This window comes from Gemmatimonadota bacterium, assembly GCA_016714015.1.
GTDB lineage: Bacteria > Gemmatimonadota > Gemmatimonadetes > Gemmatimonadales > Gemmatimonadaceae > Pseudogemmatithrix.
Genome location: JADJNZ010000001.1, coordinates 941,738 through 957,963, shown reverse-complemented (window position 1 = coordinate 957,963; position 16,226 = coordinate 941,738). Strand labels below are relative to the sequence as shown.

Annotated in this window: 17 protein-coding genes; 10 read left to right on the top strand and 7 right to left on the bottom strand. The window is 69.0% G+C overall.

The window, feature by feature from the left end:
* The 4 genes from IPJ78_04080 to IPJ78_04065 are packed head-to-tail and all read left to right on the top strand — an operon-like array spanning position 1 to position 3,875.
* The gene (locus IPJ78_04080; GenBank protein MBK7905723.1) at positions 1 to 1,647 is read left to right on the top strand and encodes a hypothetical protein; all 1,647 of its coding nucleotides are present in this window, start codon (positions 1 to 3) and stop codon (positions 1,645 to 1,647) included.
* Positions 1,648 to 1,672: 25 nt separating this feature from the next.
* Positions 1,673 to 2,023: a hypothetical protein gene (locus tag IPJ78_04075; GenBank protein MBK7905722.1), complete on the top strand. Its 351-nt coding sequence runs from the start codon at positions 1,673 to 1,675 to the stop codon at positions 2,021 to 2,023.
* Complete coding sequence (rsgA, locus tag IPJ78_04070) at positions 2,020 to 2,964, top strand: ribosome small subunit-dependent GTPase A (protein MBK7905721.1); 945 nt, start codon at positions 2,020 to 2,022, stop codon at positions 2,962 to 2,964. Before IPJ78_04075 ends, rsgA begins: the two co-directional genes overlap by 4 nt.
* Complete coding sequence (locus IPJ78_04065; protein ID MBK7905720.1) at positions 2,961 to 3,875, top strand: tetratricopeptide repeat protein; 915 nt, start codon at positions 2,961 to 2,963, stop codon at positions 3,873 to 3,875. Before rsgA ends, IPJ78_04065 begins: the two co-directional genes overlap by 4 nt.
* A 74-nt stretch (positions 3,876 to 3,949) precedes the next feature.
* Here IPJ78_04065 and pdxH read toward each other — a convergent pair whose 3' ends face one another.
* The gene (pdxH, locus tag IPJ78_04060; protein MBK7905719.1) at positions 3,950 to 4,588 is read right to left on the bottom strand and encodes a pyridoxamine 5'-phosphate oxidase; all 639 of its coding nucleotides are present in this window, start codon (positions 4,586 to 4,588) and stop codon (positions 3,950 to 3,952) included.
* Positions 4,589 to 4,707: 119 nt separating this feature from the next.
* Here pdxH and IPJ78_04055 point away from each other — a divergent pair, with 119 nt between their 5' ends.
* From IPJ78_04055 to IPJ78_04045, 3 genes are read left to right on the top strand one after another with little or no spacing between them, the layout of a single operon-like run.
* Positions 4,708 to 5,307, top strand: a complete 600-nt coding sequence (locus IPJ78_04055) for a sigma-70 family RNA polymerase sigma factor (protein MBK7905718.1) — start codon at positions 4,708 to 4,710, stop codon at positions 5,305 to 5,307.
* Positions 5,304 to 5,576, top strand: a complete 273-nt coding sequence (locus tag IPJ78_04050; GenBank protein MBK7905717.1) for a zf-HC2 domain-containing protein — start codon at positions 5,304 to 5,306, stop codon at positions 5,574 to 5,576. Before IPJ78_04055 ends, IPJ78_04050 begins: the two co-directional genes overlap by 4 nt.
* A gap of 53 nt (positions 5,577 to 5,629) precedes the next feature.
* On the top strand, positions 5,630 to 6,097 hold the full coding sequence (locus tag IPJ78_04045) for a MogA/MoaB family molybdenum cofactor biosynthesis protein (GenBank protein MBK7905716.1): 468 nt from the start codon (positions 5,630 to 5,632) through the stop codon (positions 6,095 to 6,097).
* 107 nt (positions 6,098 to 6,204) lie between these two features.
* On the opposite strand, the gene IPJ78_04040 is transcribed toward IPJ78_04045, so the two are convergent.
* Positions 6,205 to 7,611 (bottom strand): RagB/SusD family nutrient uptake outer membrane protein, encoded by a 1,407-nt coding sequence (locus IPJ78_04040; GenBank protein MBK7905715.1) that lies wholly within the window; start codon positions 7,609 to 7,611, stop codon positions 6,205 to 6,207.
* Positions 7,612 to 7,626: 15 nt separating this feature from the next.
* A complete protein-coding gene (locus tag IPJ78_04035) occupies positions 7,627 to 10,677 on the bottom strand; it encodes a SusC/RagA family TonB-linked outer membrane protein (GenBank protein ID MBK7905714.1) in 3,051 nt (1,016 codons plus the stop codon).
* Positions 10,678 to 10,928: 251 nt separating this feature from the next.
* On the opposite strand from IPJ78_04035, the gene IPJ78_04030 reads away from it, so the two are divergent.
* Positions 10,929 to 11,741, top strand: coding sequence for a carboxypeptidase-like regulatory domain-containing protein (locus tag IPJ78_04030; protein ID MBK7905713.1), 813 nt, complete (start codon positions 10,929 to 10,931; stop codon positions 11,739 to 11,741).
* A gap of 144 nt (positions 11,742 to 11,885) precedes the next feature.
* Here IPJ78_04030 and IPJ78_04025 read toward each other — a convergent pair whose 3' ends face one another.
* The 3 genes from IPJ78_04025 to IPJ78_04015 are packed head-to-tail and all read right to left on the bottom strand — an operon-like array spanning position 11,886 to position 14,458.
* Entirely contained in the window at positions 11,886 to 12,311 is a 426-nt protein-coding gene (locus IPJ78_04025) for an OsmC family protein (protein MBK7905712.1), read from the bottom strand.
* Positions 12,308 to 13,195: a sulfurtransferase gene (locus IPJ78_04020; protein ID MBK7905711.1), complete on the bottom strand. Its 888-nt coding sequence runs from the start codon at positions 13,193 to 13,195 to the stop codon at positions 12,308 to 12,310. The genes IPJ78_04025 and IPJ78_04020 overlap by 4 nt, the downstream gene beginning before the upstream one ends.
* Positions 13,196 to 13,204: 9 nt before the next feature.
* Positions 13,205 to 14,458 (bottom strand): amidohydrolase family protein, encoded by a 1,254-nt coding sequence (locus tag IPJ78_04015; protein ID MBK7905710.1) that lies wholly within the window; start codon positions 14,456 to 14,458, stop codon positions 13,205 to 13,207.
* Between the two features lie 171 nt (positions 14,459 to 14,629).
* Between IPJ78_04015 and IPJ78_04010 the strand changes: the two genes are divergently transcribed.
* Both IPJ78_04010 and IPJ78_04005 read left to right on the top strand, forming a co-directional pair.
* Positions 14,630 to 14,959: a (2Fe-2S) ferredoxin domain-containing protein gene (locus IPJ78_04010; GenBank protein ID MBK7905709.1), complete on the top strand. Its 330-nt coding sequence runs from the start codon at positions 14,630 to 14,632 to the stop codon at positions 14,957 to 14,959.
* Complete coding sequence (locus IPJ78_04005; GenBank protein ID MBK7905708.1) at positions 14,959 to 15,312, top strand: (2Fe-2S) ferredoxin domain-containing protein; 354 nt, start codon at positions 14,959 to 14,961, stop codon at positions 15,310 to 15,312. Before IPJ78_04010 ends, IPJ78_04005 begins: the two co-directional genes overlap by 1 nt.
* Positions 15,313 to 15,363: 51 nt before the next feature.
* Here the strand turns inward: IPJ78_04005 and IPJ78_04000 are convergent, their stop codons facing one another.
* Positions 15,364 to 16,203, bottom strand: a complete 840-nt coding sequence (locus tag IPJ78_04000) for a zinc metalloprotease HtpX (GenBank protein MBK7905707.1) — start codon at positions 16,201 to 16,203, stop codon at positions 15,364 to 15,366.
* Positions 16,204 to 16,226: the final 23 nt, after the last annotated feature.

The window sequence follows — 16,226 nt, the reverse complement described above, 5'->3', positions numbered from 1 at the left end:
ATGGTCCGGCGCTGGATGATGGCGGTGACGTCGTTCACCTTCTTCCTTCATCCTTCGGCCTCCATCACGGCGCAGCAGACGCGCGCCGAGGCATCGAACTACACGGCCACATCGAGCTACGCGGACGTCGTCGGCTTCCTTGATGCGCTCCAGGCCAAGGCGCCGACCGCCTGGGTCCGCGGCGACATCGGCGCGACGGTGCAGGGGAAGAAGCTTCCCTATGTCGTGGTCTCGCGCCCGCTGGTGCGCACGCCGCTCGAGTCCCGCGCGAGCGGCAAGCCGATCGTGTACGTGCAGGGCAACATCCACGGCGGGGAGGTCGAGGGGAAGGAGGCGCTGCAGGCCCTGCTCCGGGACCTGATGCTCGACCCGCGTCCGAACGCGCTCGACTCCATCATCCTCATCGCCGTGCCGATCTACAACGCCGACGGCAACGATGCATGGGGTCCGCAGGAGCGGCAGCGCGGCGAGCAGGATGGCCCGCCCACCGTGGGCCAGCGGCCCAACGGTGCCCAGATGGACCTGAATCGCGACTACATCAAGAACGAGGCCCCCGAGTCGCGTGCCTCGCTCGCGATGTTCGCCATGTGGGATCCGGACGTCTTCGTCGACCTGCACACGACCGACGGATCGTACCACGGCTATGCCCTCACCTACTCGCCGTCGTTGCACCCGGCCGCGATGGACGGCGCGCTCGCACCCGCCGGCCCCTGGACGCGCGACACGTTGTTGCCCGCGCTGCGCGAGCGCGTGCGGACCCGCCGCGGCTTCGAGACATTCGACTACGGCAACTTCTCCGGCCCCAGTAACGGCCGCGAGGACCCGGCATCGCTCGCCAAGGGTGGCTGGCTCACCTATGAGCACAAGCCGCGCTTCGGCACCAACTACTACGGCCTGCGCAATCGCGTGAGCGTGCTGAGCGAGGCGTACTCGCACGACCCGTTCGAGCGCCGCGTGAAGGCGACGTATGCCTTCGTCGGCGAGCTGCTGAGCCTCGTCGGCGAGCAGGGGCGGACGCTCACGGCACGCACGCGCATCGGCTCGCAGGCGCTCGCGCGCGGCGTCGCCGCGCCGGTCCCGCTCCGTGCGCAGATGACCACCCGCCCCTTCACCGCGCCGGTGCTCGTCGAGCCCCTGATCCCCATGGGCGACACGGTGCGCCACGAGGCCGGGGTGCGCCGCGGCTTCAAGCGCGGCCGCGTCTTCGCCCCGGTGCCGATGCCGGTCTACGACCGGTTCGAGGCGACGCTCACTCGCGCGCTCCCCGAGGCATGGATCCTCGATTCGTCGATGACGCCGATCGTCGAACGTCTCCTCGCGCACGGCATCGAGGCCGGACGACTCACCCGCCCCTGGACCGGGCGCGCCGAGGCGTTCACCATCGATTCGATCGTGAAGGGCGCACGGCCCTTCCAGGGTCACAGCGAGGTCCGGATCGAGGGGCGCTGGACCGAGCAGCGTGTCACCGTCCCGCGCGGGAGCTGGGTGGTCAGCGGCAAGCAGGCGATGGCGCTCGTCGCGGCCATGATGCTCGAACCGCAGAGTGACGACGGACTCACCACCTGGAACTTCCTCGACGACCGCCTCACCGTCGGGGGCGCGCATCCCGTGCGGCGCGCGCTCGATCCGCTCGCGAGGGCGCGCTGATTCCGCGCCGCCGCCGGTCTCGCCGATGAGCCGCTTCCTTCCTGCGGACCACTCCAAGGGCGACGAGCGCACCATCGGCGGGTACGCGGCGGTCCACGCGCGTCCCGCCGCCTTCGAGGGGCGCGACGGCTGGAGCTACAGCGTCGAGATCCTCTCCGATCGGGTCGATGCCGACGTGGGCGCGTATGGTGCCTTCTTCCTCTTTGTGCAGTGGAAGCGCTTCGGTGAGCAGGGGGTCGAAGGGCACCTCGAGTCGGACTTCCTCGCGCACGGGGCCGATTCCGCCGCGGCCAAGGCCGCCCTCGGGGCGATGCCGGTCGAGGAGGTGCAGCGGGTGCTCGATGCGTTGATCCGCGCGCGCGAGGCCTCCGCGTGAGCGAGGCGCCGGTGACGAATGGGATCGTGACCGAGGGGACCGGCGGTATCTGGCGCATCCGTCGCGACGATGGCACCGAGACCGATGCCTCCCTCGCCGGGCGGCTCAAGCAGGAGATGAAGGGGCATCTCAAGCTCGCCGTCGGCGACCATGTCACCATCGAGGCCGACGAACGCGACAGCGGCTGGCGCATCACCGCGATCGGGCCGCGGGGCGGCGTCCTCGCGCGCCGCGAACCCGGCGGCCGCCATGGCGAGCGCGTGCTCGCGGCCAACATCGACCAGGTGCTCGTCGTCTTCTCCGTCGCGAAGCCCGAGCCGCACGTGCGGATGATCGACCGCTTCCTCGTCATCTGCGAGGCCAACGACCTCCACGCGCATCTCGTCGTGAACAAGGTCGAACTCGGCGATCCCGCCGTCGTGGAGGCGCTGGTGGAACCGTATGTCGCGGCGGGGTATCCGGTGCATCGGACCAGCGTCAAGCGCGGGGATGGCCTCGAAGAGATGCGGCAGGAGCTCCACGGCCGCATCACTGCCTTCACGGGGCCGAGCGGTGTCGGGAAGTCGTCGCTCCTCAATGCGTTGCACCCTGAGCTCGGCCTTCGGACGCAGGAGATCTCGGAGTCGGTCAACAAGGGGCGGCACACCACGGTCGGCGCCAAGCTCATCCCGCTCCCCGATGGTGACGGCGGATATCTCGTCGACACGCCGGGACTGCGCGAGGTGGGGATGTGGGGCCTGCCCTCGGAGTCGCTCGACCAGTGCTTCCCCGAATTCAAGCCGTTCCTCGGCGAATGCCGGTTCCAGGATTGCCAGCACGACAGCGAACCCGGCTGCGCGGTGATCGCGGCGGTGCAGGCGGGAACGATCAGGGCCACCCGCTTCGAGAGCTACGCGAAGCTGAGGGACGAACTCACGGATTCGGAGGACCATCAGTGGTGACGGCGGCGGACTCGATGATGGACGCGGCGCGTCGGTGGGTCCTGCGCGCCGCACTCTTGGTGGCGACCCTCGTCTTCCCGCTTGAAGCGCAGGCGGGGAAGGCCGCGTTCGATGCAGGGATGCGGCTGATGCGGGAGAACAAGCCCGCGCAGGCCGAGTCGCAGTTCGAACGCGCCATCGAGCAGGACGGTCGCAACGGCCTCTATCATCTCTGGCTGGGCAACGCCATCGGGTCGCAGGTCTCTGACGCCAGCACCGTGCGCCAGCCGTTCATGGCGCGCCGGATCAAGGCCGAGTTCGAGCGCGCGGTCGAACTCGATCCCGCACTGCTCGATGCGCGCGACGGGCTCGTCGGCTTCTACCTCCAGGCCCCGGGCTTCATGGGCGGCAGCCCGGCGAAGGCGCGCGAGCAGCAGCGCGAGATCGCGAGTCGCAGTCCGTACCGCGGCCACCTCGCGGCGGCCAACATCGCCGCCTTCCAGAAGGACACCGCCGGCGTCGAGCGTTCCCTCCGTGCCGCCATCGCCGCCGCCCCGGACAGCGTGAGGGCCGTGATCGCGCTCGCCCAGCGCCAGCAGCAGTGGGGACGCATCCCCGCCGCATTCGCCACGCTCGAGGATGCGCTCAAGGCCCGGCCAGCCGATATCGCGTTGCGATTCCAGCTCGGCCGCCTGGCCGCGTCCACCGGACAGCAACTGCCCCGCGGCGAGCAGGTCCTGCGCGCCCTCGCCGCGGAGCCCGATTGGACGCCCGAGAACTCGCGTCCGAGCCGCGCCGCCGTGCACTACCGGCTCGGCATGATCCTCGAGAAGCAGTCGAAGAGGCCCGACGCGAAGGCCCAGTATGAGCGCGCCATCGTGCTCGACCCGCAGCTCAAGGTGGCGAAGGACGCCCTGGCGGCGCTGCGATAGCTGGCAGAAGGCAGGAGGCAGAAGGGGCGGCCGCACGGCCGCCCCTCTTTCATCCTTCACCCTTCATCGGCCGTTCAAGGGCTGAGCCGCTCCAGCCTCCATCCCCCACGTTGCGGCACATACCGCAACCGGTCGTGCAGTCGACTCGGCCGACCCTGCCAGAACTCGAACGCATCCGGCACCACGCGGTAGCCGCCCCAATGGGGCGGAAGGGGGACGTCCTCGCCCGGGTACTGGCGGTCCAGCTCCGCGTGCCGCGCCTCAAGGCCCTCGCGACTCACGATCACCGAACTCTGCGCGGAGGCCCACGCCCCCAGTCGGCTCCCACGCGGCCGCTGCCGGAAGTACGCTTCCGACTCCGCGGCGGCGATCCGCTCCACGCGGCCCTCGATCCGGACCTGCCGTTCGAGCGGACCCCACCAGAAGCAGATCGCCGCGCGCGCGCCGTCCCGGTCGAGCTCCTGCCCCTTCCGGCTCCGATAGTCGGTGAAGAAGACGAAGCCGCGCGCGTCGGCCTCCTTGAGGAGCACGGTGCGCACGCTCGGTCGCCCTTGCGCGTCGGCGCTCGCGAGCGCCATCGCGTTGGGCTCGTGCACCTCGGCGGCGCGCGCCTGCTCGAACCAGTGGTGGAACTGCGCGAGCGGATCGGCGGCGACATCACGCTCGTCCAGTTGCTCGCGGCGGTACTCCTCTCGGAGATGGGCGATGCTCATGCCGAAAGCTCCGTCCGAGCGGGGCGCCACGGCAAGTCCGCGCGGCCCCGATGCCCTGCGAGGGGCTCCCTGACCCCGGAACCTTTGCATCCGGCCGGGATTTGTGAGACGTTCCCATGATGACCGACACCCCAGAGTCCGGCGCACGCCCGGCCGCCCCTCCCGAGTTCTCCAACGCCGCCCTTGGCGCCATGGACGACGTCTACCGGTTCGCCCGATCGCTGACGCGCGACGTGAGCGATGCCGAGGACGTCGTGCAGGATACGTATCTGCGCGCCTTCCGCTCCTGGCACACGTTCGAGCCCGGGACCGACATTCGGCGCTGGCTCTTCACCATCGCGCGCAACGTCTTCCTGCGGTCACGGGAGCGCGCGCAGCGTGAGGTGACGCTCGACGACGATGCCACCGCCGCCGCCGAAGCGAGTCAGGCGCAGGAGGCGTGGGTGCGCGGCGGGCTCGACCCGATCCTCGATCGCGCCGACCTCGGGCCGGCGATCACCGCCGCGCTCGATGCGCTCCCCGAGGCGTTCAAGAGCGTCGTCGTGCTCGTCGATCTCGAGGACCAGCCGTACGAGGCCGCCGCCGAGGTACTCGGCGTGCCGGTCGGCACGGTCCGGTCACGCCTGTTCCGCGGCCGGAAGCTCCTGCAGCAGAGTCTCGCCCAGCACGCCCGCGATGCCGGCCTCATCACCGATCGCGCTTCCCGGAGTCCTGCATGACGCACGACCAGCATCACCACGATCACGCGCCCCTCGACTGCGACGCGGCGCTGGAGAAGCTCTTCGACTTCCTCGACGGGGAGGTGGACGACACGCTCGAGGCGCGCCTCAAGGCGCATGTCGCCGGCTGCAAGCACTGCTTCGAGACCGCCGACTTCGAGCGGCGATTCCTCGAGGTCGTGCACCGGGCGCGCGACGAGGCGAAGTGCCCGAAGGTCGTTCGCGAGCGCGTCCTCGCCACGCTGCGCACCGAGGGGCTCGGGGCGTGACCGTCCCTGACGGGACGAAGGCACACCGCGCGGACGCCAGGAGGTTCACTGCGCTGCGCGCCGCCGTGCTCACCGTGAGCGACTCCCGCACCCTCGAGACGGACGAGTCGGGGCGGTACCTGCGCGAGGCGCTCTCAACGGCGGGTCACACGGTCCAGGCGTCCGACCTGCTGCCGAACGACGAGGCGCAGGTGCTGACGCGCCTCGTCGACTGGCTCGGCCGCGACGAGCTTGACCTGATCATCGTGACCGGTGGCACCGGTCTCGGCTCACGCGACCGCACCATCGAGGTCGTGCGCCCTTTGTTCGACAAGGAGATGCCCGGCTTCGGCGAACTGTTCCGGATGCTGAGCTTCAAGGAGCAGGTCGGGACCGCCGCGATCCTGAGTCGCGCGACGGCCGGGAGTGCGCGCGGAAAGCTGCTCGTCTCACTCCCCGGGTCGAAGGCCGCCTGCCAGCTGGCGATGGAGCGGATCATCATGGCGGAAGGCGCGCACGCGTTGCGCGAACTGAGGCGCTAAGGCAGAGGGCAGAAGGCCGAAGGAAGAAGGTAGAACGCAAAGCGGGCCCGGCGAGAGATCGCCGGGCCCGCTTCACCATCCCTTCGTCCTTCAGCCTACATCTTGCGCTAGCACCCCGGCCCGGCGAGCGCCGGATCGTTCGCGCGGGCGCGGACGAGGCACTCGCCTTGCGGGATCGGCATCACGCGCGCTACGAAGTGCGCGTTGTTGCCCGTCGTGATGTCGCGGGGCAGGTCGCCCAGACGATCGAACCGACGGTGATCGACCCAGCGGTGCCCCTCGGAGAGCAGGGAGAACCGGCGCTCGTACAGCAGCGCATCGATGAACTGCGCATCGGTCGAGCCGACCGTGACGGTGCTCGCGCCGAGTCCGCCCGAGACCGACCGGACGGTGTTGAGGTCGGCGATCGCGTTCGCCTTGTCGTTCGTGAACCACCGCGCCTCGGCGCGCAGGAGGATGAGCTCCTCGTTGCGGATGACCGGGACACGGGTGTTGTTGGCCGCGTACCGGTTCATCGCGAGATTGGTCGCGATGCCAAGGCTCTGCGGCGCATTGCGCGCCGTTGCGAGCACCGTCCACTTCGACGCGCGGAGGTCTCCCACCGCGATGTCCGTGGCGAACGACGGATGCGTCAGGTAGTCGGCATTCTGGCCGACGCCGTTCGTCGCGTCACCCGTCGCGGTGGAGTAGACGTGGTAGATGCCCGCGTCCATCGCCGCCGCGTTGGCTGCCGCGCCGTTCAGGAACGACGCAGCGAGCGCCGTCAGCGCCTGAGTGTAGAGCGCGTTGCCACCGCCACGCGTGGCGAAGTAGACCGACGCGCGCGCGCGGATGGCACGGTTGAACTGCCGGAACGTCGTCGGCGTGTTGAATCCAGCGAAGCCCGAGTGGAGCACGAACGGGAACGCCGCACCGCCTGCGCCGAGATCCGTATCGGCGCCGTCGAGCGTGCCGAGGATGTAGCGGTAGACGGAGTCGCGCGAGACGAACGGCGCGAGATCCGACGCGTTCTGGTTGATCTGCACCACGGCGCCGAGCGAGTCACGCCCCGCGATCACGTACAACAGCTCGAGCGCCTCGATGGTCCGCGCGAACCCGAGGGCCGCGCTCTGCTGCGTGGCCGACAGGGTCGTGCTCCCGTTCACGACGTTCTTGAAGTTGAAGATGTCGCGCAGGTTCCCGTAGTTGCCGCCCCACACGCCCACCGCGAAGCCGGTCGGGTCGAGGCGATTCTGTCCAGAGAGTCCGATCAGGTAGTGCGAGGTGTTGCGCCCCTCGTTCGGGGTGTAGATGTAGCCCTCGCGACCGAACCGGGCGGTGGCGGTGATGTACGCCCCCAATCCGCCGCGGAGCTGGCGCGTGATGCCCGTCGCCTGCAACTGCAGCGCGCCCGGGTCGGCCGACGCTCCCGCCACCGTCGGCGAGTTCGGGTTGGGGATCGAGAGTGGATCGGCGCTGCAGGCCGCGGCGACGAACGCCACGCCGGTCAGTCCGAGGATGAGTCCCTTCTTCATGGAGTTCCTCATTGGTCAGTACCCGATGTCGACGCTGAAGAAGAACTGGCGGCTCGTCGGGAACGGCGCGAGGTCGATGAAACGGTTGAAGTTCGTGTTGCCGAAGTTGTTGAACTCCGGATCGTACGACCAGTAATCGGTCTTGACCCAGAGGTTGCGGCCGCTGAGCGAGACGCGCAGGTCCTTGGCGCCCTTCAGCCAGGTGTTCACGAACGTGTTCGGCGCCTGGTACGAGACCGTGATCTCGCGGAGCTTCAGGAACGTCCCGGGCTGGATGTAGACGCGACTGTCGCCGGTCGCGAACGTGTCATTGTACCGATACAGGCCCTTGGTCGTGCCGCGGAACGGCTCGTCGAAGTCGCGCGAGTTGCCGCCCTCGTCCCAGAGGTTGTTCGTCATGTTCGACACGAGACCGCCGTTGCGCCAGTCGAACAGCGTCGACATGGTCCAGCGGCCGTACGTGAAGTCGTTGGTGAACTGCGTCTGGTGGTACGGATTCGCATCGCCGACGATCGTGTCGGCCACCGAGAAGCCGCCCGTGCCGTTCGGGCGCAGCGGGGCGTTCGCCCACACCAGCGTCGAACGAAGACCCGAGGCGATGCGGTTGCGGCCGTACGTGGCGCCGAAGGAACCCGGCACCGCGAAGTCCGGCACGACCGCGCCGTTCACGAGCAGGTTGTCCACGGTCTGCTCGTTCGCCGTGTAGTTGATGCGCGACGTCCAGGTGAACTGGCCGCGCTGCACCGGGATGCCGGTGATGCCGAACTCCCAGCCCTTCACCGACATCTGGCCGCCGTTCACGATCTGCTGCGCCAGGCCCGACGACGGCGGCAGCGGGAAGGTGAGGAGGAGGTCCGTGATGACGCGGCTGTAGTTCGTGAGCTCGAAGTTGATGCGCTGGTTGAGGAACGAGGCATCGATGCCGATGTCCGTCTCGCTCATCGTCTCCGGCGTGATCGCCGGGTTGCCGAGCGTGCCGGCCGAGACGAGGCCCGAGCGGCCGTCGATGATGCCGGCATTCGCGAAGAGCACGTCGCGGTCCGCATAGCGCGGCCGGTTGCCCGACTGGCCCCACGAGGCGCGGAGCTTGATCTCATCGGTGTACTGCGAGGCCCACCAGGGCTTCTCGAAGCGATACGCCGCCGAGTACTTCGGGAACAGGTAATACTTCTCCTGGTCGCCGTTCGCCGACGAGCGGTCCATGCGGAAGCCGATCGCGACCGAGAGCGCCTCGTTGAGGAGGAGCGCCTGCTCGTTCAGGTACAGCGACTGGTCCCGGAACTCCTGGCGACCGTCCTCGACCACTGTCTCGGCGGCACCGGCCGAGAGGCCGACCGTCGGGAGAAGGCCGCGGCCGCGCGTCCGGTAGGTCTTCAGGCGCTGCTCTTCCGCCGTCCCGCCGAAGGAGGTCGTCAGGCTGTTGATCCAGGGAAGCGTCGGCGTCCAGGTGTGGACGACGTTGACGCTCTGGTTCATCTGCATCACCTGCGACGTCGAGACCGAGCTCGTGCCGGCGAAGTTGTCGTTCGGCTCGAACTGGAGGAACGGTGGCGAGAAGCCGATGCCGTCCTGGTGGAAGCGGTCGAGGCCGGCCTGGTACGAGACGTTGACATTGTGCTGCGCGTTCGAGAAGGCCTGGTACGCGAAGCGGACGTTGCCCGTCTGGCGCCACACCTCTTCGTTGTTCTTGATGTACTCGGCGTTCGCGAACGGGTTCGACACCGACGTGCCGCCGGCGTAGAACGGGTTCACCGGCCACGAGCCGTCAGCCTGGCGGCGGAAATCCATGACGTGGGGGATGTACCCCAGATCATAGGTCGGCGAGATGCCGGCATTGTTGTTGTTCGTGATGCCGCGCTGATTGAAGTTGCGCGTCACGCCGAGGCCGGCGGAGATCGTCACCTTCGTGCCGATCGTCTGGTCGATGTTCATGCGGCCCGAGGTGCGGCGCGCGCCTGTGCGGAGCATGATGCCGGCCTCCTGCTTGTCGCTCACCGACGCGAAGTACTTCGTGTTGCCCGCGCCACCGCGCGTCGAGAGGATCGTCTCGAACGTCGGGTCGGTGCGGCCGAAGAGCTGCTGCTCGTAGTCGTAGTTGGAGCAGTTCGGGTTGCACGCCGCCTGCGCCTCATCGAGCGCGGCCGCGTTGCCGATCCAGGTGAAGTCGGTGCCGCCCGGGACGAGCGCGTTGATGTCGTCCCAGTGCCGGAATCCGATCTTGCGATAGAGCGCCGCGGTCCCGACGCGCTGCGTCAGGTTCCAGCTCGGCGCGCCGGAGCGGCCGCGCTTGGTCGTGATCACCACGACGCCGTTCGTCGCGCGCGAGCCGTAGATGGCCGAGGCCGCCGCCGACTTGAGCACTTCGACCGACTCGATGTCCGACGGGTTGATGTCGGCGAGACGGTTGACCGCGTTGTCCTGGCCACCGCCGACGCCGCCGCCGGCGCGCGAGATCGAGTTCGCCGCGTTCGGGATCGACGCGTTCGAGACGATGACGCCGTCGATGACGTAGAGCGGGTCGCCCTGCCCGAGGATCGACGTCGCGCCACGGATCTGCACCTGGGCACCACCGCCCGGCGCGCCGTTGTTCTCGAAGATGCGCGCGCCGAGGATCTTGCCCGAGAGCTGATTCTCGATCGAGCGCGCCGGGACGCGGTTGAGCTCCTCGGCGTTCACCGCGGCGACCGGGGTCGTCGCGTTGCGGCGATCCACCGTCGTCGCCTGACCCGTCACCGTCACGCCCTCGAGCTGCAGGACGTCCTTCTCAAGTGCGAAATCCTGCGTGGTCGCGTTCGCCGCGACCTTCACCGACATGCGCTTGAAGCCGATCGCGCGCACCAGGAGCGTGACTTCGCCCGCCGGAACGCGAAGGCGGTACTCACCGCTCTCGTTGGAGCGCGCCCCGATGGGCTGCCCCAATACCGTGACGCTGGCCTCAGCGAGTGGTGCGCCGCCGACCTGCGTGACCTTGCCGGTGACCTCTCGCGTCCCCTGCGCCTGCACGTTCGATCCACCGAACGCCAGGGCAAGTGCGAGGATCGCCGCGACGAGTTTCCTCGTTCCCACGTGACCTCCAAGATTGGTAAGGGTGTACCGCGTTGTACCTTGCGTCACACTACGCATGTCACTGTCGTCGATCCGTGACATCGGCAGGGCGCTCGCCCGGCCGGTAATGTGCCGAACGGAAAAGGCACCATTTCGGCGAAGTCCGCAAGTATCGGATATATGATTGACCTGACCGATTGGTCAGGAGCGGAATGTCGCGTTCGACCCTGCCAGCGTTGAACCCTGAGGCACGACCGGTGTACCATCCGCGAATGACGCGCCGCATGAAGTCCGCGATTCTCCTCGCCGCCGCATTCCTCCTCGCCGGTCGGGTCGACGCCCAATGGGCGAACCCGAATCGGGCGGCTGCCCCCGCGCCCCCGCCGCGCACCACCGGAGTGATCGACGGGGTCGTCTCGGACACCTCGCTACGGCCCGTCTCGTTCGCCGAGGTCAGCGTCCTCAGGACGGAGATCAAACTCCAGACAAATTCGCAGGGCCGTTTCCGCTTCAACGACGTGCCCGCGGGCCAGTACCTCCTCATCGTCCGTCGCATCGGCTTCCGGCCCATCTCCTCGATCATCCAGGTGGGCGTGCGCGATACGCTCCGGCTCTCCTTCACGATGGAGCCGGCCATCCAGACGATGGACCGCGTCGTCGTCACCGAGGAGCGTCGGTCGCTGCGCATGATCGAGTTCGAGAAGCGTCGTGAGCAGGGGTGGGGCTTCTTCCTCACGGAAGAGCAGATCACCAAGCGCAATCTCCCAGTCTCGGCGGACTACCTGCGTCTCGCGCCGAGCATCTCGCTCGCGCCCACGCCCAACGCCTCGGGCAACCCGGACCTCGTCGCCATCAGCAAGCGCGAAGGTGGATCGATCTACGGGGATGGCGCCGGTGCCTGTGCGGTCCAGATCGTGGTCGACAACGTCCCCATGCCCCCGCGCTTCCCGCTCGAGCTCCTCCCCAACCCGCGCGAGATCGCGGGAATCGAGGTCTACAGCGGCCCTGCCACGGTCCCCGCGCAGTTCAACGGACTCGATCGCCGCTGCGGAATGGTGTTGATCTGGACCAAGGATGGGCCGTAGCAGGAGGAGGAGGGAATAAGGCGGAAATAAGAACAGGGGCGGCAGATGCAATGCGCGGGCGGCTCCCGGAATGGGTGCCGCCCGCGTCTTCGTCCCTCTGCCCGCCACGCTCGCTGCCCGTTCCTTCGCCGCGCCCCTCGCTCCTCAGGCCAGCTCGAGGCTCCACTCCACCGGCAACGCCGGGTCGAGGCTGTCGCGCACGCTACAGTACTTCGTCACCGCGAGCTCGATCGCCCGCTCCGCGTGCACGCGTTCGATGCCTGCGCCCCGGATGCGGTACTGCAGGTGGATCCGCACGAGTCGCGCCGGCACGGCGTTCGCGCGCTCGCCGCGCACCTCGACCGTCATCCCCTGCACCGGCGTGCGGCGCTTCTCGAGGATGTCCACGATGTCCACGCCCGTGCACGACGCCAGCGCGCTGAGCAGCGTATCGACCGGGCCCGGTCCGGTGAGCGCGTCCGCGTCGATGCGGATCGCGCGCTCGCTCCCCAGCCGGCTAGCGTCGAACCGGTGATCGCCGTCCCAGCGCACGACGACGTTGTTGACCTTCTTCGGTGCGTCCTCGCTCACGGTGCGTTCCCCTTCTTGATCGGTGTGCGGACGGCATTCCCCCACTCGGTCCAGCTGCCGTCGTAGTTGCGGACCGTCGGATAGCCCAAGAGGTACTGCAGCACGAACCAGGTGTGCGACGAGCGCTCGCCGATCCGGCAGTACGTCACGATCTCCTGGGTCGGCGACAGTCCCGCTTCGCCCTCGTAGATCGCGCGAAGCTCGGCGGCGGCCTTGAACGCCCCATCCGGATCGGCCGCGCGCGCCCACGGCACGTTGCGCGCGCCCGGGATGTGCCCGCCGCGGAGCGTCCCCTCCTGCGGATAGTCGGGCATGTGGGTCCGCTCGCCCGTGTACTCGGGAGTGGAGCGCACGTCGATCATCGCGCCGTTGGCCAGTTGGTGCTTGAGCACCTCGGGCAGGAAGGCGCGGATCCGCGAATCGTCGCGCGGCGGTGCCACGTAGGTCGTCGCGGGGAAGCGCGGCACGTCGGTCACCATCGCGCGACCCTCCGCCTCCCACTTCGCGCGTCCGCCGTCGAGGAGCCGCGCGTTCCGGAACCCGAAGAGTTCGAACACCCAGAGCGCGTACGCCGCCCACCAGTTGTTCTTGTCCCCGTAGAGGATCACCGGCGTGGTCGTGTCGATCCCCTTCGCGCGCAGCAGCGCGGTGAAGCCGTCGGGCGCGATGTAGTCGCGCTCCACCGGGTCGTTCAGGTCGGCGTGCCAGTCGATCTTCTGCGCACCGGGGATGTGGCCCATCTCGTAGAGCAGCACGTCCTCGTCGCTCTCGAGGATCCGGAGCGACGGATCGCCCAGGTGCGCCGCGAGCCAGTCGGTGCTCACGAGCTTCTCGGGGTGGGCGTACCCCTTCGCCGCGATCGCGGCCTCGGTCTCAGGTGTCATGCCCGGAAGTTAGCGGATGGCACTGCGGCCGAAGGGGAGCCGGTTCAGCGCGACCCGCCCGTTGGTGATCACGATCAGCACATCCTGGAGGCGCGCCGGGTCCTCGAGCGGGTTCGCCTCCAGCACGATCAGGTCCGCCTCCAACCCCTCGGCCACGCGGCCCGTGCGGTCAGCGATGCCGAGGAGCTCGGCCGCTCCGCTCGTCGCGGCGGCGAGCGCCTCCACCGGCGTGAGTCCGAGGCCATGGAATCGCATCACTTCGTGCGCGATGCGCGTGAGGCTCTCCGGGCCGTAGTCGGTGTCGGCGCCGGTCGCGAGGCGGATCCCCAGAGCATGCGCCCGACGGATGGTCTCCTCAAGGCGCGGCGCCATGTGCTGGCCGCGGAGCACGAGCACCGGGTCGTCATAGTCGCCGCCGGGCTGCGTCAGGTCCACCACCGTCGAAAGCGTTGGGACGAACCAGGTCCCCTGCGCCTTCATCAGGCGCAGGGTGGAGTCGGAGAGATACGTGCCATGCTCGATGCTACGCACTCCGGCGGCGACCGCCGCGTACGCGCCTTCGTCGCCGTGCGCGTGCGCCATCACCGGCACGTTGCGCGTGGCGGCCTCTTCCACGATCGCCCGCAGCTGCGCCTCGTCGTAGACCTGCTTGCGCGGATCGGTGTCCGGCAGGCCCGCACGCTCGGTGCCGCGCGTCTTGATCCAGTCGACGCCTCGGTCGAGGTTCACGCGCACCAGGGCGCGCAACTGCTCGGGGGTGTTCACGCCACCGGCGAGCGCACCAAGTCGCGGGTCCGCCAGCACCGTCTCCCCGAGGTTCGGGGAGACGAAGACGCCAGTGGCGAGTACGTCCGGCGCGGCGATCTGGCCCGCGCGTGCCTGGTCGCGCATCGCGACGTCCTGGAACGCCGGGACACTCGCCGAGCGCACCGTGGTGACGCCCGAGTGGAGGGCGCGGCGCGCGTTGGCGAGCGTCGCGATGTGCGTATGCGCATCGATGAGCCCGGGCGCGACCCAGCGTCCCTGCAGGTCGATCACCATCGCGTCGGCCGGGGCCTGGGCGCCGGCGCGGATGCTCCGGATGCGACCGTTGCCGATGAGGATCGTCGCGTCGCGGACGACGGTCGCGGTGCGGCCGTCGACGACGTTCGCATGTGTCAGCGCGAGCGTGGGGGCGGGTGCGGCGGCGGCCTGCGCCGCGAGCGGTGACGCAAGGAGACTGGCCGCGACGAGCAGGGCGGGGGAGCGGAGCGATGCGCGCATCGAGGAGGGCGGCGAGGGGGGCGGTATCGTCGGGTGGTCGGCGACCCACGAGGCCGGACGCTGGTCACGACTATGACTCTTGGCCCGACGCGGGGAGCGACCGAGTAGAATGTACCAGCGTCGCTCGCGCATCGCGCCGCGACCGATCCCCCCAACGCGCAAGGATCCACGATGGGCCAGTTCGAGAAGCACGTCTTCGTCTGCACCGGCGGCAAGACCTGCACGTCGCAGGATTCCGCGGCGACCTTCGCGCTCCTGAAGGAGGGGCTCCGCGTGGCCGGCGTCGCCCAGCGGGTACGCGTGAACCACTCGGGCTGCATGGGCCAGTGCGGTCACGGGCCCATGGTCGTCGTCTACCCCGAGGATGTGTGGTACCACGGCGTCGATGTGGACGCTGCGCAGCGGATCCTCGACGAGCACCTCCTCGGGGGCGCGCCCGTCGAGTCGCTTCGCTACGTCGCGCCGCCGGGGGAGAACAAGGTCCCGAAGCCGGACGCGTGATGGTCGCGCACCCCGAGCTGCTTCCCGCCGTCATGGAGCCGTACACCCGCCATGTGATCGTCTGCACCGGAGGCTACTGCACCACCGACCGCAAGGGCCGCGCGATCTATTCGCAACTGGCGAGCCTGCTGCAGCGCGAGGACCTGCTCTTCGGCCCGCAGCGCGTGAAGCGCTCCGAGGTGCCCTGCCTCGGGGTCTGCGCCGGCGGACCGATCGTCGTGGTCTATCCCGAGGGCACCTGGTACGCGCACGTCACGCCGGAGCTGCTCGAGCGGATCGTGGTGGAGCACCTGAAGGGCGGCCAGGAGGTTCGTGATGCCGTCTTCCATCGGCTTGCGAAGGATGAAGGCTGAAGGAAGAAAGGGGCGAGGCCGTACGGCCTCGCCTCCTCCATCCTTCCACGTTCATCGCGCCATCAGTCGCGCCACGCGCTCCTCGGTGGAGGGGTGCGTGGAGAAGAGACTCGAGAACCCCCCCGCGCCCGCCAGCGGGTTCACCATCGCGAGCGGCGCCATCGCCGGTGCGACGTCCATCGGGATCCGCTTCGCATACGCGTCGAGCTTCTGCAGCGCGCCGGCGAGTCCCTGCGGCCGGCCGGCGATCTCCGCCCCCACCGCGTCCGCCTTGAACTCGCGCTGGCGGCTGATCGCGAACTGGATCAGCATCGCCGCGATCGGCGCGACGATGATCATCGCGAGCGCGGCGAGCGGGTTCCCGCCCTCTTCGTCGGACGACCGGCCCCCGCCGAGGATCATGCCCCACTGCGCGATGCTCGCGAGGCTCGAGATCGCCCCCGCCATCGTCGCGGTGATCGTCTGCAGCAGCATGTCGCGGTTCTTGATGTGCGCGAGCTCGTGCGCGATCACGCCCTCGAGTTCAACGCGATCGACGACGCGCATGAGACCGCGCGTCACGCACACCACCGCGTGCTCCGGGTCGCGGCCGGTCGCGAACGCGTTCGGCTGGTCGTGCGGTGCGATGGCGACGGTCGGCATCGGCAGGCCGGCTCGCTGCCGCAGCCGGTCCACCATCTCGTACAGCTCGGGCGCCTGCGCCCGTTCCACGACCTGTGCGCCGTAGGAGCGCAGGACCATCGAGGCCGAGTTCCAGTACATGAACAGGTTCATCCCGCCGCCCAGTACGAGCGCGATGACGAGCCCGGTCATGCCGCCGAACGAGGCGCCGAGCGCTCCGAAGAGGGCGGTGAGACCCGCCATCAGGACGAAGACCTTCACGTTGCTCATCACGCGCTCCGACAAGGGGTTGG